The sequence below is a fragment of the Alteromonas sp. G5_S2_22_S1 genome, from assembly GCF_054968525.1.
In genome coordinates, this window is record NZ_JBQKUJ010000015.1 from 33,193 (window position 1) to 52,588 (window position 19,396).

At 45.9% G+C, this 19,396-nt stretch carries 19 protein-coding genes; 12 read left to right on the forward strand and 7 right to left on the reverse strand.

Translation table 11 applies throughout. The features are described from left to right. Window positions 1-97 precede the first annotated feature (97 nt). A complete protein-coding gene (locus ACTRWF_RS15030; protein WP_462835787.1) occupies window positions 98-1,315 on the reverse strand; it encodes an aminotransferase class I/II-fold pyridoxal phosphate-dependent enzyme in 1,218 nt (405 codons plus the stop codon). 194 nt (window positions 1,316-1,509) lie between these two features. Between ACTRWF_RS15030 and ACTRWF_RS15035 the strand changes: the two genes are divergently transcribed. Together ACTRWF_RS15035 and ACTRWF_RS15040 are read left to right on the forward strand one after the other, a co-directional pair. After that, window positions 1,510-3,957 (forward strand): zinc-dependent metalloprotease, encoded by a 2,448-nt coding sequence (locus ACTRWF_RS15035; protein ID WP_462835788.1) that lies wholly within the window; start codon window positions 1,510-1,512, stop codon window positions 3,955-3,957. Window positions 3,958-3,972: 15 nt separating this feature from the next. Next, entirely contained in the window at window positions 3,973-4,629 is a 657-nt protein-coding gene (locus tag ACTRWF_RS15040; protein WP_462835789.1) for a hypothetical protein, read from the forward strand. 139 nt (window positions 4,630-4,768) lie between these two features. On the opposite strand, the gene ACTRWF_RS15045 is transcribed toward ACTRWF_RS15040, so the two are convergent. From ACTRWF_RS15045 to ACTRWF_RS15060, 4 genes are all read right to left on the reverse strand, one after another. Then, window positions 4,769-5,032 carry a Txe/YoeB family addiction module toxin gene (locus tag ACTRWF_RS15045; protein WP_015067422.1) on the reverse strand — a complete coding sequence of 88 codons (264 nt, stop codon included), beginning with the start codon at window positions 5,030-5,032 and terminating at the stop codon, window positions 4,769-4,771. Continuing rightward, window positions 5,025-5,279 carry a type II toxin-antitoxin system Phd/YefM family antitoxin gene (locus tag ACTRWF_RS15050; RefSeq protein ID WP_012519136.1) on the reverse strand — a complete coding sequence of 85 codons (255 nt, stop codon included), beginning with the start codon at window positions 5,277-5,279 and terminating at the stop codon, window positions 5,025-5,027. The genes ACTRWF_RS15045 and ACTRWF_RS15050 overlap by 8 nt, the downstream gene beginning before the upstream one ends. Window positions 5,280-5,631: 352 nt before the next feature. Further along, window positions 5,632-6,750 carry a M14 family metallopeptidase gene (locus tag ACTRWF_RS15055; protein ID WP_462835790.1) on the reverse strand — a complete coding sequence of 373 codons (1,119 nt, stop codon included), beginning with the start codon at window positions 6,748-6,750 and terminating at the stop codon, window positions 5,632-5,634. Between the two features lie 91 nt (window positions 6,751-6,841). Next, on the reverse strand, window positions 6,842-7,612 hold the full coding sequence (locus ACTRWF_RS15060) for a ThiF family adenylyltransferase (RefSeq protein ID WP_462835791.1): 771 nt from the start codon (window positions 7,610-7,612) through the stop codon (window positions 6,842-6,844). 124 nt (window positions 7,613-7,736) lie between these two features. Here ACTRWF_RS15060 and moaB point away from each other — a divergent pair, with 124 nt between their 5' ends. From moaB to ACTRWF_RS15095, 7 genes are all read left to right on the forward strand, one after another. After that, window positions 7,737-8,243 (forward strand): molybdenum cofactor biosynthesis protein B, encoded by a 507-nt coding sequence (moaB, locus tag ACTRWF_RS15065; protein ID WP_012519133.1) that lies wholly within the window; start codon window positions 7,737-7,739, stop codon window positions 8,241-8,243. Then, window positions 8,240-8,728 carry a cyclic pyranopterin monophosphate synthase MoaC gene (gene moaC, locus ACTRWF_RS15070; RefSeq protein WP_015067418.1) on the forward strand — a complete coding sequence of 163 codons (489 nt, stop codon included), beginning with the start codon at window positions 8,240-8,242 and terminating at the stop codon, window positions 8,726-8,728. Before moaB ends, moaC begins: the two co-directional genes overlap by 4 nt. 86 nt (window positions 8,729-8,814) lie before the next feature. After that, entirely contained in the window at window positions 8,815-9,063 is a 249-nt protein-coding gene (locus tag ACTRWF_RS15075; protein ID WP_462835792.1) for a MoaD family protein, read from the forward strand. Window positions 9,064-9,065: 2 nt separating this feature from the next. Continuing rightward, a complete protein-coding gene (locus ACTRWF_RS15080; RefSeq protein WP_015067416.1) occupies window positions 9,066-9,539 on the forward strand; it encodes a molybdenum cofactor biosynthesis protein MoaE in 474 nt (157 codons plus the stop codon). Then, window positions 9,539-10,915: a molybdate ABC transporter substrate-binding protein gene (gene modA, locus ACTRWF_RS15085; RefSeq protein ID WP_462835793.1), complete on the forward strand. Its 1,377-nt coding sequence runs from the start codon at window positions 9,539-9,541 to the stop codon at window positions 10,913-10,915. Before ACTRWF_RS15080 ends, modA begins: the two co-directional genes overlap by 1 nt. Then, window positions 10,912-11,652, forward strand: a complete 741-nt coding sequence (gene modB, locus ACTRWF_RS15090) for a molybdate ABC transporter permease subunit (protein ID WP_462835794.1) — start codon at window positions 10,912-10,914, stop codon at window positions 11,650-11,652. The genes modA and modB overlap by 4 nt, the downstream gene beginning before the upstream one ends. Before the next feature lies 1 nt (window position 11,653). Continuing rightward, complete coding sequence (locus tag ACTRWF_RS15095; protein WP_462835795.1) at window positions 11,654-12,799, forward strand: ATP-binding cassette domain-containing protein; 1,146 nt, start codon at window positions 11,654-11,656, stop codon at window positions 12,797-12,799. On the opposite strand, the gene hemN is transcribed toward ACTRWF_RS15095, so the two are convergent. Then, the gene (gene hemN, locus ACTRWF_RS15100; protein WP_020746104.1) at window positions 12,786-14,162 is read right to left on the reverse strand and encodes an oxygen-independent coproporphyrinogen III oxidase; all 1,377 of its coding nucleotides are present in this window, start codon (window positions 14,160-14,162) and stop codon (window positions 12,786-12,788) included. The genes ACTRWF_RS15095 and hemN overlap by 14 nt on opposite strands. Window positions 14,163-14,293: 131 nt before the next feature. On the opposite strand from hemN, the gene ACTRWF_RS15105 reads away from it, so the two are divergent. The 3 genes from ACTRWF_RS15105 to ACTRWF_RS15115 all read left to right on the forward strand — a co-directional run bounded on the left by ACTRWF_RS15105 (window position 14,294) and on the right by ACTRWF_RS15115 (window position 16,790). Beyond that, complete coding sequence (locus tag ACTRWF_RS15105) at window positions 14,294-14,995, forward strand: SGNH/GDSL hydrolase family protein (protein WP_043960648.1); 702 nt, start codon at window positions 14,294-14,296, stop codon at window positions 14,993-14,995. A 136-nt stretch (window positions 14,996-15,131) separates the two neighbouring features. After that, a complete protein-coding gene (locus tag ACTRWF_RS15110; protein ID WP_015067410.1) occupies window positions 15,132-15,767 on the forward strand; it encodes a DsbA family oxidoreductase in 636 nt (211 codons plus the stop codon). Between the two features lie 30 nt (window positions 15,768-15,797). Further along, the gene (locus ACTRWF_RS15115; protein WP_015067409.1) at window positions 15,798-16,790 is read left to right on the forward strand and encodes an XdhC family protein; all 993 of its coding nucleotides are present in this window, start codon (window positions 15,798-15,800) and stop codon (window positions 16,788-16,790) included. On the opposite strand, the gene ACTRWF_RS15120 is transcribed toward ACTRWF_RS15115, so the two are convergent. Continuing rightward, window positions 16,787-19,369 carry a TonB-dependent receptor domain-containing protein gene (locus ACTRWF_RS15120; protein WP_462835796.1) on the reverse strand — a complete coding sequence of 861 codons (2,583 nt, stop codon included), beginning with the start codon at window positions 19,367-19,369 and terminating at the stop codon, window positions 16,787-16,789. The two genes, ACTRWF_RS15115 and ACTRWF_RS15120, sit on opposite strands and share 4 nt — an antisense overlap. Between the last annotated feature and the right edge of the window lie 27 nt (window positions 19,370-19,396).

The window sequence follows — 19,396 nt, forward strand, 5'->3', positions numbered from 1 at the left end:
CAATCTATTATCCCAATATACGCACTAGTGCCGATACCTATCATTTTTTTAGGTAATATTTGTCTATTCACGAAATTAAACGAGGGGCATAAAGCCATTAGCCTAATGATTCAACGAACTTTGCTAGCCGCGACAGGCCTTCATTCAAACGTTCAATGCTGGTAGCGAAAGACAGCCTTACGTACTGATCAGCATTGTGTTCGCCAAAATCATTACCCGGCGTAAGCGCCACATGATGGTGCGAGAGCAGGGCATCACAGAATTCGATAGCACTTATGCCTGTATGTTTGATATTGATGTAAGCGTAAAACGCGCCGTCAGGCTTTGCATCTAAACTAAGCCCCATATTTTGAAGTGCATCAAAAACAAGAGTTGCACGCTCTATCAGCGTATTGCGGTTTTGCTCGCACTGCGCCAACGCTTCAGGGGTAAAGCACGCAAGTGCGGCTTTTTGAGAAAGGGTAGAGGGGCAGATAAACAAATTCTGCGCGAGCTTTTCAATGATGGGTGTCATTGCTTCAGGCACTACGCACCAACCAAGACGCCAACCCGTCATACCAAAGTACTTAGAGAAACTGTTAATGACTACCACGGTATCTTGCAAGTCTGCGCTGGCAAGCACGGTTTGAAGTTTAGTGTCGGTGTTGTGGGTTGCTTGGAAAGCTGTAGAATCAACATCGGCAGAAAGCGAAAGATCTAAGTAAATTTCATCAACAATTAAAAAGCCACCCTTGGCTTTGCAGTATTGTCCAATCTTATACAGTTCGTCTTTATCTATCGCCGTGCCTGTTGGATTGGCTGGTGTGGCGATAAGTACACCTTTGGTGTTCTGCTTCCAATTGTCTGCAACACTTGCTGCGGTTAGCTGAAAATTATCCTCACTGCGTGTTGGTACTAGCGTTACCTCTGCGCCAAATGCGTTTAAAAAGCGTCGATTACACGGGTAAGACGGGTCGCCCAAAATCACGTTGTCGCCTGGCTCAACCAATGCTGCGCTTGCCAAAAGTAACGCACCAGACGCGCCAGCGGTTACGACCACGCGTGAAGGACTTACCTTTACGCCGTGTTTAGTTTCGTAAAAGCTAGCAACTGCTTGGCGTAGTTCAGGAATACCCAATGCAGAGGTATAGGGAAAATCAGGGGTGTCCATGCTTTCTTTCATTGCCGCAAGTACGGGTGCGGGTGCGCCGAAATCAGGCTCACCAAGATTTAGTCGAATAACGTCTTTACCTTGCTGTTCAAGTACTGTGGCTTTTTCACCGTAGGCCATGGCGAGAAACGGAGAAATAGCGGTAGCGCGAGAAGTAAACTTCAAAATTAAACCCTTCATAGTTTGAGCTGTTAAATCGATAACGCAATTAGGGCTTACTCTTGGTTGTGATTCAAGTAAATTCTTTAGAGAAAAAGAAACTCGCTTAGTATGCCAGGCGCGTTAAAACGATGAATTACCATGGGCAAACGTCACCACATAGGGTAGGCTAGAAACTCACAATAATAAGGACTAACTGCATGCTGCAATTGAACATTTTTCATAAAGCGGCGCGACAAGTAAAAGCTTCTGGCAAATTTGCCATTGCGATTACGCTATTGTTTGTCGTGTCTACGTCTTCAGCTTGGGCAGCGTTACCAAGCATTGGTGAATTCACCAGCGATATGACCAAAAAAGATGGTTTAATCCCCGTTTACTATGACGATGAAAGCGACAAAGTTTACTTGGCCGTGCCTACAAGCGATGCCGAATATTTGTTCCAAAGCAGTTTGCCTTATGGCGTAGGTTCAAACGATATAGGCCTTGATCGCGGGCAGTTGGGTGATACGCGCTTAGTCAGCTTTGAAAAATTTGGCAATAAGGTTTTATTAAAGCAGCACAACACCAAATACCGCGCGGCCCACGGCAGCGACGCTGAAAAGCAGAGTATTGATGAGGCTTTTGCAGACTCGGTCATAGCTGGCTTTACGCTGGTGGCTAAAAACGACAGCGCCAGCCTTATTGATTATACGCCTTTCTTGTTAAGTGATATTCACGGCATTGGCAACCGTATGGCGCGCACCAACCAAGGTAGTTTCAGCGTAGATAAAATGCGCAGTGGCGTATACTTACCTAAAACCAAAGGCTTCGAAAAGAATACTGAATTAGAGGCTTTAGTCACTTTTGCTGGTAAAAAGCCGGGCGAATACGTGCAGCAAGTTACGCCCGATCCAGAAAGTGTGACGGTTCACTTGCATCACTCGTTTGTGGCACTGCCAGACGATAACTACACACCCAGAGAGTATCACCCATACTCAGGCTACTGGAAGTTCAGTTATTTCGATTACTCAACACCTATCAACGAGCCTACTGAACAGCGTTTTATTACCCGCCACCGTTTACACAAGAAAACACCTCATGCGGCGAAGAGCGAAGCAGTTGAGCCTATTGTGTATTATCTTGACCCAGGTATTCCAGAGCCGGTAATGACCGCGCTTAAAGAAGGCGCAAGCTGGTGGAACCAAGCCTATGAAGCCGCAGGCTATAAAGATGCGTTTCAGGTCAAAGTACTGCCTGAAGGTGCCGACCCTATGGACGTGCGCTACAACGTGATTAACTGGGTACATCGCGCAACCCGCGGCTGGTCTTATGGTTCGTCGGTTGTCGACCCACGTACGGGCGAAATTATCAAAGGTCACGTTACTTTAGGTTCGCTGCGTGTAAGACAAGACTATTTAATCGCCCTTGGCCTAACCAGCCCGTTTAAAGAGGGTAATACCGACACCACTGTGCAGCAAGAAATGGCGCTAGATCGTATTAGGCAGTTGTCTGCTCATGAAGTAGGGCATACGTTAGGCATAGCACATAATTTTGCAGCAAGTGAAAACAACCGTGCGTCTGTGATGGATTATCCCCACCCCAAAATTAGCATTAAAAATGGCAAAATAAGCCTGGAAGGCGCTTATGACAAAGGTATAGGCGCATGGGATATACACGCCGTAGCATATGGTTATCAAGACTTTGCCAGCGACGTAGAAGAAGCCGAAGCCTTGGCAAAGATTATCGTAAAAGGTCGCAACGAAGGTTTAAGCTTTAAGTCAGACCCAGATACCCGCAGCAGCCGACATGCATCAGCAAACGGCCATATGTGGGAAAATGGCAGCAACCCACTAGATGCTTTCGATGAAATTTCACAAGTGCGCGAACAGGCATTAGCCAACTTAGGTTTGGACACCTTAAGCCCAAGCAGCAGTTTGTCGTCCCTTGAAAATGCTTTAGTGCCTATTTACTTACTTCACCGTTACCAGTTAGAAGCCGTAGCAAAGCAAGTAGGCGGTTTAGTTTATGAGTACGAGCGCAAAGGCGACTATACCCAGGCGCAGGGCCAGCAGTTTGTAGCACCCGCGGTGCAGCAACGTGCAATGCAACAGTTACTGACCGCTACTACCGCAGACTATCTCACTATACCTGAATCGGTACTCACGCTTATTCCACCTACAGCCTACGGTGACGACATTACTCGCGAGCATTTTAAGGGCAAAATGGGCTTAATGTTGGACCCTGTTTCTGCCGCTGCTTCGGCATCCAACTTTGCTTTTGAGTTGTTATTAAACCCAGAACGCTTAAACCGTTTAGAGTGGCAAACAAGAAGCACTAAAGACCGACGCAAAAAAGTAGGTGTTTCCATGCTTGTGAAGCAGATACTTAGCGTACACTGGTATAAAAATAAGTCGCAAAGCCCATTAGCAAAACGCTTACAGCTAGTAGCGTTAAATGCAGTGATGAAAGCGGTAACTAGCGATAAGTTGGCGCCCGAAGTAAGAATGGAAGCTGAACTTGCTTTACTTGAATTTAGCGAATGGCTAGACGATAAGGCTGACGACAATCAGTATGAAATACTGAAACAGCAGTTTGATACTTATTGGGCCAGCAAAACATGGCCAAGTACCTTTGAAGTAGAACCGCTGCCGCCAGGTTCGCCGATTTAGAAAAGCTGATAATTAATGTTAGGGACAACGCAATTAGAGCAAAACCATAGCCCGAGCAACAAGCAAGTGCCGCAAAGAACCTTTGCGGCTTTGATCACTCCCTTACTCGCTGTGCTACTTCTAGTAACTGTTCCATTAGTAGAAAGTCTGCATGGCGGTGTGCTGTGGGGCTTAAACTACCATTCCCCCAAGTTCATGTCACAGGTCGGCGACGCGTTAGCCTTAGTCAAGCTCATAGCGCTTTGCGCAGGTGTGTACCTGCTTTTTACGCAGCACGGTACATTTAGGCTTCTTGTTAAAAGTAAATGGTTATCTATTGTTTTGAGCAGTGTTTTAGCAATAGTGGCACTCATTCAGATTGCGATAGGTTTAATAGGTGTACTGATTGATGCAACACTAGGAACTAACCGAGACTACTTTCATAAAGAATTTGAAATAGAAAATAACACAATTTACGTGTTTACCGCAGACCCAGGTGCCATGGGTACGGCCTACCATTATTTTTACTTAAAATGCCCACTTCCTTTATACCGTTATGAACTAAAATTTATCGAAAAAGCAAACTGGGTAGGGGATGTAGAGCTTAAAGATTCTGATGACGGCTTTGATGTGTTTAACCAGCGTGATGAGTTTGGGTATCGAGTTAGTTTTGGTGAAGTAGGGTGTGGTTAGTTACCTTGTAAATCTGCGCTGAGTGAATGAAATCTTGGGTGGTAATCATTGAGTGATACTAAATGAGCCTGTTTTGGTTACTGAGCTACCCTCTCTCAATTACCGCGAGCGACTTTAATTGATTGTCAGCCGCCACCTATTAGTAATGGTAACGACACGAGATAACTGTAATTGCGGTATCGTCCAAGGTATATACCAAACGGTTGGTGTCATCTATTCTGCGGGACCAGAAACCTGAAAGATTTTCTTTAAGAGGTTCCGGCTTTCCTATTCCATCAAATGGAGAGCGCTTAACATCGGAAATTAACTTATTGATACGTTTCAAGGTTTTCTTGTCTTGAGTCTGCCAATAAACGTAGCTATTCCAAGCTTCATCAGTCCATGATAACAACCTGTTACTCATCAATAAGTTCTCGCTGGGCCGTTTTTGCCGCTTTAAACTGTGCTATTGAACGATTTAAGTGTTCAGCGTTCGCTGGAGAACGAAGTAGATGAACGGTTTCCATAAGGCTGTTGTAGTAATCTAATGACATTACAACAGCATCTTCAGAATCACGACGAGTGATTACTGTTGTATCTGCATCGTTGATTACATTGTCCAAAACGGCCTTTAGACCATTTCTTGCTTCGGTAAAAGAGACTATCCTCATTTTGCATCTCACTTGTACATTATATGGGACAAGTTTAGATCGGAAATGAGCACATGTACAGGATGTTGTGCATTACGGCGCCATGGCAGCTAACAGCTTATTACTTATACTTCATAGTAACACCCGCTTTCCCTTAAAAACTATATTCGGCGTGTTCATAGGAAAGAAAATGAGATGTCTGCTTTACGCATTGAGTTCAATCGATAGGCACAACGCCGCTGTTCAATACAATAAATTGAACGGCATGACAGAATTCGAAAAATAAACCAGTAACTTGCGCGAGACGTTTCTACGTACTCTAATCAACCATGTTGTAATTAACGTTTTACTCCATCAACTTGCCTATAAAAACCTACAACTCCATATAATTAGTAAACACCTTGTAAAGCTGCGTTCCGCTCAATACTGAAGCCGACGGGAAGTGCAGAATAGGGATCAAATCGCAAGGCGCTTCTAGCGTCCTGCTGCCGTTATCATTGTCTAGGTCATCTATATTTAAAATTTGCGCCAGCGGTTCGCCTTTTTTAACGCTTTGGCCGGGTTTTGCCATGTATTCCACCATGCCACCCCAGTTGGTGAACAGGGTTTTATAGTCTTTTAAATACACACCTAAACGCTGCATTGCTTTCGGTTTAATATCACATTTGTGTAATACACCTTTGGCGTTTAGGTAGCTAAGAATACTGGTGGCGTCTATATTACCTTCGTTAAAGTCGATCACTTCTTGGCTACCCATTTCCAAGGTAAAGGCTTCAACGTTAAAGCAAATTTCGCGCTCTAAATTACTTTTTATACTTTCTTGAAGTGTCCACCATGGGCAGAAGGTGGCTTCGTCTAGTGCACCTGCAAATACGTTAGGTATAAAAATACAATGGGGGATGTTAAACAGCTTGGCGCTGTCTTTGGCGTATTCAGGTATATAAACGTGGCGGGTAGACACCGGCCCGTTGTGAAGGTCTAACACGAAATCGGCGTTTACCGCCATTTGCTGAAGCTTAAGGTTTAGCTGCTGCGCTAGGCCCAAACCCCACGGCTCGGCCAATTTGTTGTCGATAGCGTTCGACAAGTGCGCGCGAAAACGCTGCTTAATACCATCTATCGACTCTTCGCGTGTGACGGTTTTGGCGAAATGTTCTACTGCACCTTTGTCGAAGAAGTAACCCCGGTTCCAGTTTGTACCGTTTACAGGGTCAAAGCGGCCTAACGTGTACTCACCGGCTTTAATGTTAGTACCAATGGGATTACAGTTGGGTACTAGAATAATTTCACCGCAAATATCCATGTCTTTTAAGCGCTGAATAAGATGGTAAATAACCACGTTACCTTGCACTTCAGCGCCGTGAATAGAACTTTGGATGTACACGGTGGGGCCAGGGCGCGCGCCCTTCATACGATAAATTGGCACGTTCATGTTACGGCCAGACGCGTTTTGCGCCACTACCATGTGTTTTTTTACTACTTGGGTTGTCATTTAAATCAACCTATTTTCTGTCTTATTCTTTGTTTAAAGATGCTGCTTTTAAACACAGCTTTTATCATTAATGCTGCGGAAGTGCGTATAGTTAGCAAGCACAAAGCTCGCAGTCCACGCCTTTAGGTAGCTTCCAGTTTCGCCACTCGTGCGACAAAGCATCAAACGTCATTAACGTGTTTTTAGGAATATTATCGAAATCCATCAATACTTGCATAACTAACATGGCTTGGTAAGTACCAACAATGTTTACTACAGGCGAGAATATACCTGCTTCAACACAGCTTAAATCGGGCGATGCAAATAGCGTTCGTAAGCATGCATAGCAACGGCTTTCACCGGGTATAGCTACGAAAAGCTGGCCTTCAAAGCGAATGGCTGCGCCCGATACAAGCGGAGTATTTAATTCAAAACACAATACGTTTATTAAATCTCGCGAGTCGGTATTGTCGGTGCAATCTAATACCACGTCGGCACCTTCTATAGCCTGTTTTAACGTTGGGGATAGCTTAGCTGCGTTAGGCGCTGAAAACGGTTCTGCTATTGCGGTAATGTCACAGTCGCTATTTATTGCGTGAAGTCGTGCTTTTGCAGCTTCTACTTTATTTACCCCGACATCTTGTTCGCTGAACAAGGTTTGCCTTGGAAGGTTGGTGGCCTCAACCGTGTCATGGTCGATAAGCGTAAGCGAGCTCACGCCGCTTGCGCAAAGGCTAGTGGCGGCCGCGGTGCCAAGCCCGCCAATACCAATGATACAGATATTGGCGTTTAGTAACGCTTCTTGACCGTCTAGGTCTATTTTGGGAAGCACAATATGGCGGTTATAGCGCATAGCCTGCTGATTAGTTAGGCTTTTAGACATAGTTTATGCCAACTTAGTTGTTGAATTCATGGCATGCACCCTTATAAAGTGATTACCAAATAGTATTTTGGCTGGTACTTTATCAAAAACCGCCAAAATGTCGCATATCAAATTAGGATTTCATATGTCAGCTGTCAGCCAACCCCTTAACATTGCCGTTCTTACTATTTCAGATACGCGCACCCTCGAAAACGACAAGTCAGGCGATTACCTGAAAGAGGCGCTTACCTCGGTTGGCCATAACCTTTACGACCGCGACTTAGTAAAGGACGATATTTATCAGCAGCGCGCCGTGGTGTCGAAGTGGATTGCCGACAAGAATATTCACACAGTATTAATTACCGGCGGTACAGGCTTTACCCACCGCGACTCAACGCCAGAAGCCATTAGCGTATTATTCGACAAAGAAGTCGACGGCTTTGGTGAGCTATTCCGCCAAATTAGCTATGAAGAAATTGGTACGTCTACGATTCAGTCTCGTGCGGTAGCTGGCTTTGCAAACAATACCGTTGTTTTCTGCTTGCCAGGCTCAACCGGCGCGTGTCGCACGGCGTGGGAAAAAATCATTGCTAGCCAGCTAGATGCCGACTTTAGGCCGTGTAACTTTGTAAAGCACTTGGTGGAAGCATGAGTACCTTTAGTCATTTAAACGCTGGTGGCGAAGCCAACATGGTAGATGTTAGCGACAAAGACGTTACCAAGCGAGAAGCTACAGCAGAAGGTTTTTTATACGTAAGCGAAGACGTTATTCGCCAAATCTCTGAAGCAAAAATCGCAAAAGGTGATGTATTCGCTGTTGCTCGAGTAGCGGGTATTCAAGGGGCGAAACGCTGCGCCGATCTTATTCCACTTTGTCATCCGTTAGCGCTATCGAAAGTGGATATTAACTTTGACATTCAAGCTGATAAAAACCGTATTAAAGCCACTTGCTATTGCAAGCTAAGTGGTAAAACGGGTGTTGAAATGGAGGCGCTCACGGGCGTAAATGTGGCGCTGTTAACCTTGTTTGATATGTGCAAAGCCATCGACCCTGGCATGCACATGGAAGGGGTCCGGGTGCTAGAGAAAAAAGGCGGTAAAACCGGCCACTGGCAATCTGATCGGCAACAGGCTTAGTTACCCAGTAAAAACGTTGGAACAAAACTAGCGCTTGCACGTAGACGTGTACAATGACGTTAACGGAATATACCAAAAGGCGAACCATGCAGATAACGGTTAAAACATTTGCGCAAACCCGAGAGATCACGGGTGAAGATAATATTGCGCTTAACCTAAGTGATAGTAGCACCATTGAAACCGTGATATCGCAGCTTAAAACTCGCAGCGACAAGTGGACATTAGCCTTAGAAGGCAGTGTGCTGACTGCCCGTAATCAAGAGCTTTGCGATACCGATACCGTACTTAGCGATGGTGACGAGCTGGCGCTATTTCCACCTGTAACTGGGGGGTAGTTATGTTCGCACTTGTTCAAGATGCAGATTTCGATCATGGCGAATTGTATGCTCGTCTAAAACAGTCGGCAGACGAAAGAGCAAGCGGCAATACAGGCGCTATTGTTACCTTTACTGGGCTAGTGCGAGATTTCAATAACGCAGGCGATATAGACGGCATTGAGCTAGAGCACTACCCAGGCATGACAGAAAAAGCGCTGATGAAGCTGGTTGAACAAGCGGTAGTACGTTTTTCACTAAACAGTGCTGGCGCGCTACACAGAGTGGGGCGCATTTATAATAACGAGCAAATTGTATGGGTAGGTGCTGCTGCCCAACATCGCCAAGCGGCGTTTGATGCCGCCAGCTTTTTAATGGATATGCTTAAGCAGTCTGTCCCGCTTTGGAAAAAAGAGTTTAAAGGCGATAACTCTGAGTGGGTTGCTGCAAAAGCGTCTGACGATAAATCTGCGCTTAAGTGGATGCTTAAAAAATAATGGCAGCTGTAGGTTTTAAGCGCTTATTAACAAGGCGCTATCCTTTCGTTTTTAGTGTCGTGAGCAGTATATTCCGCGCTTGCTCTATGCGATTTATAAGCGTGTCTGTTTTCATAAACGTGGTAGTTTTAACAAGCGCTAGCGCCGTTACTAGCGCTACAGAAACGGACAGCTACACAAAAAGTGCGAAACTCTTCACTAGTGCCGATAAGCAAAACCCTTCATTATCGGTTAAACGGCACGATAAAATTAACGTTGCCGTAGCGGCAAACTTCGCTAAACCTTTAAAAAGCATTGCCCAGCAGTTTACGCAGCTTACGGGCATAGACGTCGCGGTAACCGTGTCTTCTAGCGGAACGCTGTACGCTCAAATTCAGCATGGAGCCGCGTTCGATGTGTTTTTGTCGGCAGACCGTGCCAGGCCACAGGCACTGGTTAACAACAATCTAGTACATGAAAGTAATGTGGTAGATTATGCCAAAGGCAAGCTGGCGTTTGTATATACCGGTAAGCTGCCAGCTAGCGCTAACGCTAATGGCTACGAAAGCGTTCCCAGAGAAGCTCGGCGCACGGCTGAAAATCAGCAGGGCAGAGAGCAAAAAGCGCAGGCTGGCGGGCAAGGTAAGTCGTTAGAGGGTAAGATAAACGCACAACTTTCAAAACAGCTTAGTCAACAGCTTATTCAGTTAACTGAGACCCCAGGTAGCAAAATTGCCATTGCCAACCCTAAACTGGCGCCTTACGGCGAAGCCGCGCAACAAACCCTACAAAACTTATTGCTATGGCAGCACGTTTTACCACACAGAGTGATGGGTAAAAATGTACTGCAAACCCTGCAGTTCTATTCCACCGGCAGCGTTAGAGGAGCGTTTGTGGCATATTCGCTGGCGCTTGATTTACCGAATATGAGTTCGCCAACCTCGGATAAAAGCATCGCTGACGGCAAGGGCGCTACAACGGTTATTATTCCTGTACCAGAAAACTTATACCAACCTATTGTTCAGTCGCTTGTAATTAATGCTAAAACGGCAGCAACGCTTTCGCCTAACGTGTTTGATGCGCAAACTGAAACCCGAACCCCAAATCAAGCCAAAACAAGTGAGCTAACTCGGTTTGATATGACGAAGGCCGAAGGCGTATCATCGCCGAGTTTGTTCGTGCAGTATTTGATGTCGCAAGGGGTACAGCACGGGTTAGCCGAGTGGGGTTACCAGCCTGCGTTGCTCGACATACAACCCCATGCAGAAAGGCAAATAAAAAATAACGCTAACACACCGGTAAAGGCTGCTTCTGAAATAGGCAGCCTAACTGGTAAAGCCGGCAGTTTAGATGCCCGTGGGCGTACTCGCTTTGAACTTTACGGTGCGCATGGATGAACGCGCTTAGCGAATTCTTTGGAGTATATGCCTTTGACGCCATTTGGCTTACGCTTAAGCTGGCGTTAATCACCAGTGGCCTGCTGTTGCTTGTTACCTTACCTTTGGCATGGTTTTTAGCGAACTGGCATAGTAAAGCCAAGCCGTTTGTTATGTCGGTGTTGGCGCTGCCGTTAGTGCTTCCACCTACGGTACTGGGGTTTTACTTACTCATTGCATTCTCACCGCAAAGTGCTTTGGGTCAGGGGTGGCATACCTTAACGGGAAGTAATTTGGCCTTTAGCTTTGAAGGTTTGGTGTTAGGTTCGGTTCTCTATTCTTTACCGTTTGCGCTTCAGCCCCTTTATGGTGGCTTTTCTCAATTAGACGCTCGTTATTTAGATGTGGCTAAAACGTTGGGCTTTTCGGCAACCGAAGCATTTGTGAGAATTGTATTACCCTTAAGCAAAGCGCCCATTATCGTTGCCTTGGGGTTAAGCTTTGCCCACACCATCGGTGAGTTTGGCGTGGTGCTGATGATAGGCGGGAATATTCCTGGCGAAACTCAAGTGCTCTCCATAGCCCTTTACGAGCAAGTCGAAGCGTTGGAGTACGAAAAAGCGCATAATCTTGCCATAGCACTCTTGATATTCTCGTTTGTGCTGCTCGCTGCCCTTTACCGTTTTAATGGCATTGCGAGCCGTTTCGGCAGCAGGTCACAAATACCTCGTTCCGCCCCAAACAAGGGCGAGGGTTGATATGGAAATTCACGCTTTCTTGCCTAACAGAATTGATGCCCAAATAACGCTTCAGCCCGCAAGCCGTTTCATTGGCGTTACCGGCCCTTCCGGGGCGGGTAAAAGTAGCCTTTTTCGGGCTTTAGCCGGCGTAGAAAAACGCGCCAAGGTGGCTAAATCATGGTCTTTTGAAAAGATAGGTATCGTGTTTCAGCAGCCCATGTTGTTTCCGCATACTAACGTGCGGGGTAATTTAGCCTTGGCGCAGCGTCATGCTAGCCCCAACGCCTTATCAGTAGAGGCGTGTGTAAAAGGGTGTTACTGCGAGCACCTTTTAGAAAAGCCTATTGATTCACTATCAGGGGGGGAGGCACAGCGTGTGGCGATAGCGCGGGCTTTGGCGAATGGCCCTTCCGTTTTATTGCTAGATGAGTCACTAAGCGCCATCGATATTTTTACCCGGCGCAAAATTTATCAGTTCTTAAATACTCTGTGTGTGTCTGGCCAGCTTACTTGCTTTGTTATCTCTCATGATTTAGATGATTTAGCACTCTTTAGTGATGAACTGGTTTATGTAGAGCAAGGTAAGGTATCGCTCTGCGGTGCGACAACAGATGTGCTTTCTCAAGTATTCGAAAAAGAAGGGGTTGCAATACCTTCAGCCGTATTAGAGGGGCAGAAGTGCTCTGAAAGCGTTACGCAAGTTGAAAATATGCACGGCATAGCCCGAGTTATGGTTGCAGGTCATGAGGTATTTGTTACAGAAGAAGCAATATCATACACGGAAAATATTAAGAGCGCTTACAGGGCACACAGCATTACAGAGGTGAGTAACCCAGAGCAGGATAACGGGCCTGCGCCAGTACGTTTTGCGGTAAAAGCCTGCGATGTGAGCGTAGATATTAATGTGGGAGGTTTTAACAGCGCGAGCACGGTTAGCATTTTAAATGCGCTACCTTGCACGATAACAAGTATTGAGCCTGTACGGCTCACTTCTAGCCAAAACAAAAAGTCGCATCAGCAAGTTACATGGGGCGGTAAAGTGCTTTTGAAGCTTATTTTAGAGAATGACAGCCAAGCACTTTACGCAAGTATTAGTCATATTTCTTTATCGCGCCTTAACTTAAATGTTGGTGATAAAGTGATTGCCCGGTTTAAATTGCCTTAGAGTAATTGCTAAGCGTTTCAGTCGCATTTAGGTAGGCATCAAAACGGGCACATACCGCTCTAATAAATATCCGAGCATGTTCTGGTACCCGTATGTGGTGCGCCGAAATTTCAATGATTCCATCGTCTGCAAGACGCTCTAAATTACTTAATGCTTCTGAAAAGTACTCGTCAAAAATAATATGATGCTTGCTGGAAATACTCTGTTTATCTACAGACAGGTTGCACATCAAGCTTGATATTACATCACGACGAACGAGGTCGTCTGGTGTTAACGAAAGCCCAACTTTGGCTGAGGGTAATTGTCTGTCTATACGTTTATAGTATTCTTTCAAATCCTTGGCGTTTTGAGTAAAAGCATTACCTATTGTGCTAATAGCAGACACGCCGACGCCAATTAGGTCGGTATCTCCGCGCAAAGTATAGCCTTGGAAGTTTCGGTGAAGCTTACCTTTATGCTTAGCGATGGCGAGTGAATCGCTGCGTAACGCAAAATGATCCAGCCCAATCATTTCATACCCCACTTTTTTAAAGCCATTTACAGCAAGGTTGTACAAGGCTGCTTTCTCTTCGCTACTAGGAAGAGTTTCTGGCGCAAACTTTCGCTGTGCGGCAAAGCGCTCTGGCAGATGAGCGTAGCTAAATAGCGAGATACGGTCTGGCATCATGGCTTTAGTTGCAGCTATGGTAGATGCAAAAGTCTCTTCTGATTGGTTAGGCAGGCCGTAAATTAAATCCAAATTCACCGATTCGAAACCTAAAGTACGGGCTTCGGACACTAAATCTGCGATATGCGAAGTACTTTGAACACGGTTTATTGTTTTTTGCACGTTGTAGTCAGTGTCTTGAAGGCCAAAGCTGATACGGGTATAGCCCAAGCCCCTCAGATTTTGTAAATAGGTTTTATCAACGTTTCTTGGGTCTAATTCAATAGATAATTCAGCGCCTACTTCAAACGTGAAATGTTTTTTCAAAAGGTACATTAAAAAAGTGTGCTGAACTTTATTTAAAAAACTGGGCGACCCACCGCCTAAATGCAGCGAAACTACAGGCTTATCGTCTGCTAAATAACGCTTAGAAACTATCTCTTTTTCTAAGTAGTCTAAATAGTCGTCTGCCTTTTCGTTGTGCCGAGTCACAAGTTTGTTGCAGCCGCAGTAATAGCAAAGCGTTTTACAAAAAGGAATGTGCACATACAAACTCACGGCTTTCGCTTTAGACACGGTTAGCGCGTCAGGGAATAAATCTTCTTTTAGCGATTCGAACTTAAGTGCAGTAGGGTACGAGGTATAACGAGGTGCATGTTGCGCATATTTGGTTATAGTGGAATTATCGCGAAGTTGTTTTATAGCAATGGTGTTCATTTTTTATCTACACTTATGTTGAACCATCTTGGTGGTTATTCACCAATATAGATTTAGCATAATGGATAAGGCAGGGGCTTGTTTTGATCTACTTCAAGGTTTTTGCGTTAAATATAGTTACAGTTTTGCTTATGCCCTTAATTCTGGTACAGGGGCTTTGGGTTCGCAAAAAAACGCAAGTGCTGCCTGAGCCTAGGGGGGAGCGGGTATTTGCCGCTTTTAAAAACATTAAGGCAACATCAAATCGTGTTTTAGTTGTGGGCGACTCAGCGGCCGTGGGCGTTGGGGCTGATACACAGCACCGTGCGCTATCAGGGCTGCTGTATGCTGGCTTGTCTAAGCACAGCCCCACCCACGTATCGCTACATGCCAAAACGGGTTATAAAAGTGAAGATGTGATAGCGCTTCTACATGGACTACCTGCTGAAAGCTTCACATCAGCATTGGTTTCTATTGGTGTAAACGATGTCACTAAGTTTGTTTCGATAGCCCGCTGGCGAAAAAATATAGAAATTGTGCATAAGCTCTTAACCCAAAAATTCGACTGCCAACGAATAGTGTTTACCGCGCTGCCACCAATCCACAGTTTTCCCGCACTACCCCAGCCTTTGCGGGCGCTACTTGGGTTAAGGGCGCTTCTGCTAAATCAAGTGCTTGAGCAGTGTGTTGTAAATTGGGCTAACACTGAAGTGCTTTATGTACCAGCGCTTAAGGTAACGGGTTCGGTTCAAGGTGTTCAGCAAAGTGGGCTAATGGCAGAAGACGGCTTTCACCCGTCTGCAGAGGGATATCAACTGTGGGCACAGCATGCGCTAGAGCGATTAAAACGATAATTTATTTTTCTACGGCAGCTCTAAATAAAGCATCCCTTGGGGTTGAAGTTTCTTTTAGTAACCGCATTTTGTTACCAACCTTATCTAGTTACTAACCTTAACTAAGTAATAACGATTTCAATAAAAGAGAGCAAATATGCAGAAAGTGACCGTAAATATGGTGTCCGATGTGGTTTGTCCGTGGTGTATCGTAGGGTACCAGCGTTTACAAAAAGCCATTAAAACGCTTGACGATATTGAAGTCGACATTAAGTTTCACCCCTTCGAGCTAAACCCAAACATGCCTGAAGAAGGACAGAACTTACGTGAGCATATAATGGAGAAATATGGCATTGGTGCAGAACAAAGCGCGCAGGATAGAGCACGTCTTGTAGAAGCAGGCAAAGACGTGGGCTTTGCGTTTAATTTCGACGACGACTCTCGCATGCAAAATACCTTTAAAGCCCATCAACTTATTCACTTTGCAGCCGAGAAGGGGCTTGAAGAACAGATGAAGCTAAGTTTGTTTAGCGCTTATTTTACCGATGGCAAAGACATAAATGATAATGCCGTGCTAGTAGAGCTTGCCGCAGGGGCAGGGCTTGATAAGTCACAGGCCAGCGAAGTGCTAGAAAGCGGTAAATACGCGTCTGTTGTGCGTGAAGAAGAAACACTGTGGATGCAGCGAGGAATTCAAAGTGTTCCTACCTTTGTGATTGGCAATCAGGGCGTAGCGGGGGCACAAGAGCCAGCCACACTTGCGTCATTTATCAAAGAAGCAGCATCGCAGTAATAAGCAGTTTAAACAAGCGCTAGGGTAATTATGAGCAATCACGTTAATCATCTGCTGTCGCAGTGGCTACCGCTAAAAGATAAGCACAAGTGGGTGCTTGGTTTCATTTTTAAGACTGAGGGGTCTTGCTATCGAAAAGCGGGCGCCATGATGCTTTTCAGCGATGCGGGCCATCAACTTGGTATTTTAAGTGGTGGGTGTTTAGAAAGTGACATTGTTAAAAAAGCGCAGCGGGTAATGACTGATGGTGTGAGTCGCACGGCGGTTTACGATGATGAAGATGAAGAAGATATCGCCTTTAAATTGGGCGTAGGTTGTGGTGGCGTGGTGCACCTATCGCTTGTACCGGTTAACCAAGACAATCAGTACCTTTCTCTTGACGCGGTCAGTAAAACGCTAACGAATGGCAATGCGTGCGAGTGGGCCTGTACGGTAGACGGCACGCGAGGTGTGTGCGAGGCAGTAGAGTATTCGAATGCTAAACCAAGGAAGGCATCGCTTGAAACCATCAAGGGAATGCGTACTTTATCGGTACTAATGCTTCCGCCTATTCACCTGCTTGTTATTGGTGGGGGCTATGACGCTACCTTTATGACGCGCCTTGCCAGCCTTCAAGGGTATTTGGTAAGCCTTTGGGACCCAAGGCCCGCCCAAGCCAGAATTGAGCATTTCCCCGAGGTTAATTATTTAATAGAAGACCCATCTGTTGAAGGTTTGCGCTTACACTTAAGCGAGCATAACATTCAAGCTGCCGTGCTGATGTCGCACCACCGTGAAATAGACGCCAAAGCCTTGCAAATACTTAGTAAACGCGCGTTAACCTATACGGCCATGTTAGGGCCCCTTCATCGCAAGCAAGAAATTATGGATTTAGCGGGCATTCAAGACACCGACTTTAGCCAGTACTTCGCCAGTCCCGCGGGCTTCGATATTGGTGGCGAACTGCCTGAGCACATTGCCTTGTCTGTGATAGCACAGTGCCACGCTGTATTTCACACGAAACCTACGAATTTAAAGCGTTAAAACGTCTTTCTGAAAGTCACGCCAAAGCTTCTTGGTGCGCCGGGATAGGCCATGATTTTGCCGGTTTGTACCGGCACGTCGAAACCGCTTCGCGCAACGTACTGTTCATCGAATAGGTTGCGCGACCACGCTATGATTTCGCTGTCCCATTGAGTAATCTTCACGCGTAATCTTGCATTAAACAGCGAAAATGCGCCTGAGTATTTGTAAGGGTCGTTGGCATCATCTAGAAAAACATCACCTGTGTATTGATAGTCAATACTGGCGGTAAGCGGGTAATTACCAAGCGCAAAATGGTGGTTAAGCGTCAGTGATAGAGAACTTTGCGGCTCGAACCCCACGCGATCGCCGTCTCTTGCACAAAACGGATCGCCAGGATTAACCCGGCCCGGGTCGTCGATGCCGGTGTGCCAGGTGTAAGCCACCCAACACGTGCCTTGTTTAAACTCGTCAAAATTAGCAAGCGTGCGCGATGCGTTAGCGTGTAATTCTGTGTTTGATGTGATTAGCCACGTTGCTTCTAGCTCAATACCTTTAACCGCGATATCTCCCGCGTTTTGCAAGTTAAACCCGGTGCCAGTAAACGTGGTTGCCTGAAAATCTTGAATTTTTGTGTAGTGCGCCGCCGCATTTACCCTAAGACCAACGTCCTCAAAGTCGTGTTTTATACCGACTTCAGTGCTTCGAGATTTTTCTGCATTAAATAGCGGGCTTAGGCCCGGAAGAATTCTATCTGTGTTGGTACCACCCGCTTTATAGCCAGTGGCGAAGCTTACATACGCTAAGGTGTTGTCTTGAGGGTGGTAAGCTAGCTTTACTGTACCTGTGAGCTGGTCATCATCTATGCTTTCATTCAAATCTGGGCGGGGCATTACGGCAGCTGAGCCTAAAAAGAAGTAACCCCAGCCCGCTTGTTGGAAGGGGGCTATGGCGTTAAGCGAACTTTGTGAAGGAAAGTCCCCTTGCGCCAATGCGGCCCCAATTTCTTGCAAGCCAAGGAGAGCGCTGTTGATATTCGGCCACTTTGTAGGATCTTGTTCCAGGCCATTAATCCCTGGCCCTTGTTCATCAAATTGGCCTTTAATTGTTTTCTTTTCTTGCGTAAATCGTAACCCCGAGGTCAGGGTTAGCATATCGCTAAACCGCCAATCGAATTGAGTAAACACTGCAAAACTGTCTTGCTCTTGATCTGCATTATGTATAAAAGCGGTGTTGGGTGGCGCTGGAGAAGCAGAAGGGGCAATAAGACCAGAGGTTAGCGCACTGAGTTCATCTATAGCGTTTGCTAATGGGAGTAAGTCACCTGCGACCGCATTAAAAAACACGCTGAAATCGGCCTGAGTTGTTGTATCAAAAGTAAGGTCTAAATTTTGACTGTAATAGTAGGCACCAATGAGTCCTTCAAGTACACCACTGCGATAGTGAAGCCTTAGCTCCTGAGAGAACGACTGTTGCTGCGCATCGTTGGTCGCATTAAGTAAATCCGCGTTAGAAAAGTCAGTATCTACCGAGTCTAGGCTGTCAAATGCCCGATAGGCACTTAAACTTACTAAATGCCACGCCTTATTAATATCGAAATCAACTTGAACCGATAGGCCTTTATCTTCCATTTGAGATATGGGCGTTTGAGACAACGACGTATTGAAACGGTAAAAGTCTTCGCGCCCGTATACCGTGGCGTCGAAGGGGGGCTGTAAAAGTAACGCATCAGTACCGAACTTACCCTCTACTTGGTTTGCTTGTATATTGTTTTGGTAGGTAAGAGCGCCGCAGCAGCGTTCGTCTAACTCGCCATAGTCGGCAATTACCTTTACGCTAACGCTGTCACTAGGTGTATACAGCAACTGCGCTTTGATAGCAGAGCGATTTCGGTTGTTAAGCGTTTTTCCACTTTCTTCGTCTGTAATAAAGCCGTCGCTGTGCGACGTGAAGCCGGATAGGCGAAGCGCCAGAATATCTTCAACAAGTGAAAAGGACGAGCCGGCGCTTAAGCGCACAAGCGCATCGTTCCCGACAATAGCTTCAGCAAAACCGTCGCGATCGTTATGGGAAGGGGGAGTAGTGGTAAGTGTCATGGCCCCCGCCGCAGTATTTTTGCCAAACAAGGTGCCCTGCGGGCCGCGTAAAACTTCTATCGATTCAATATCGACTACATCATTGATAAGAGCATTCTGCCGAGAGCGATAAACGCCATCAACATAGAGTCCAACAGAAGACTCGAAACCAAAGTTTTGTGAAGAAGTACCGATACCTCGTATAGAAAAGCCTGAGTTAGTTACACTTTGGTTTTGAAACGCGCCGAAAGCAGGCACGTAATTTTGAAGGTCAAACACATCTCTGCTTACGGTTTCGACTAAATCCTTGCCAGATAACGCAGTAACTGCCACTGGCACATCCTGCAAATTCTGCGGTGTTTTCTGGGCATGAACAACAATGTGCTCAAGCGTGCTCGTAGTGGGTTGAGAAACATCATCAACTTCTGCATAAGCCAGAATAGGTATAGCCACGAGTAAAGGCGCACCCAATAGGTAAAATGTGATTTTATTTAACGTAGGCAGAGCAGGTGTAGGCGATTTCATTTTGTTTCTTTTGAGTGGGGAAGCCGT

Coding starts and splice junctions, on each gene's coding strand:
- ACTRWF_RS15035 (WP_462835788.1), top strand. CDS start 1,510: ATGCTGCAATTGAACATTTTTCATAAAGCGGCGCGACAAGTAAAAGCT.
- ACTRWF_RS15060 (WP_462835791.1), bottom strand. CDS start 7,612: ATGTCTAAAAGCCTAACTAATCAGCAGGCTATGCGCTATAACCGCCAT.
- ACTRWF_RS15080 (WP_015067416.1), top strand. CDS start 9,066: ATGTTCGCACTTGTTCAAGATGCAGATTTCGATCATGGCGAATTGTAT.
- ACTRWF_RS15120 (WP_462835796.1), bottom strand. CDS start 19,369: ATGAAATCGCCTACACCTGCTCTGCCTACGTTAAATAAAATCACATTT.
- ACTRWF_RS15095 (WP_462835795.1), top strand. CDS start 11,654: ATGGAAATTCACGCTTTCTTGCCTAACAGAATTGATGCCCAAATAACG.
- ACTRWF_RS15045 (WP_015067422.1), bottom strand. CDS start 5,032: ATGAGTAACAGGTTGTTATCATGGACTGATGAAGCTTGGAATAGCTAC.
- ACTRWF_RS15105 (WP_043960648.1), top strand. CDS start 14,294: ATGCCCTTAATTCTGGTACAGGGGCTTTGGGTTCGCAAAAAAACGCAA.
- moaC (WP_015067418.1), top strand. CDS start 8,240: ATGAGTACCTTTAGTCATTTAAACGCTGGTGGCGAAGCCAACATGGTA.
- ACTRWF_RS15075 (WP_462835792.1), top strand. CDS start 8,815: ATGCAGATAACGGTTAAAACATTTGCGCAAACCCGAGAGATCACGGGT.
- ACTRWF_RS15050 (WP_012519136.1), bottom strand. CDS start 5,279: ATGAGGATAGTCTCTTTTACCGAAGCAAGAAATGGTCTAAAGGCCGTT.
- ACTRWF_RS15115 (WP_015067409.1), top strand. CDS start 15,798: ATGAGCAATCACGTTAATCATCTGCTGTCGCAGTGGCTACCGCTAAAA.
- modB (WP_462835794.1), top strand. CDS start 10,912: ATGAACGCGCTTAGCGAATTCTTTGGAGTATATGCCTTTGACGCCATT.
- ACTRWF_RS15110 (WP_015067410.1), top strand. CDS start 15,132: ATGCAGAAAGTGACCGTAAATATGGTGTCCGATGTGGTTTGTCCGTGG.
- modA (WP_462835793.1), top strand. CDS start 9,539: ATGGCAGCTGTAGGTTTTAAGCGCTTATTAACAAGGCGCTATCCTTTC.
- hemN (WP_020746104.1), bottom strand. CDS start 14,162: ATGAACACCATTGCTATAAAACAACTTCGCGATAATTCCACTATAACC.
- ACTRWF_RS15055 (WP_462835790.1), bottom strand. CDS start 6,750: ATGACAACCCAAGTAGTAAAAAAACACATGGTAGTGGCGCAAAACGCG.
- moaB (WP_012519133.1), top strand. CDS start 7,737: ATGTCAGCTGTCAGCCAACCCCTTAACATTGCCGTTCTTACTATTTCA.
- ACTRWF_RS15040 (WP_462835789.1), top strand. CDS start 3,973: ATGTTAGGGACAACGCAATTAGAGCAAAACCATAGCCCGAGCAACAAG.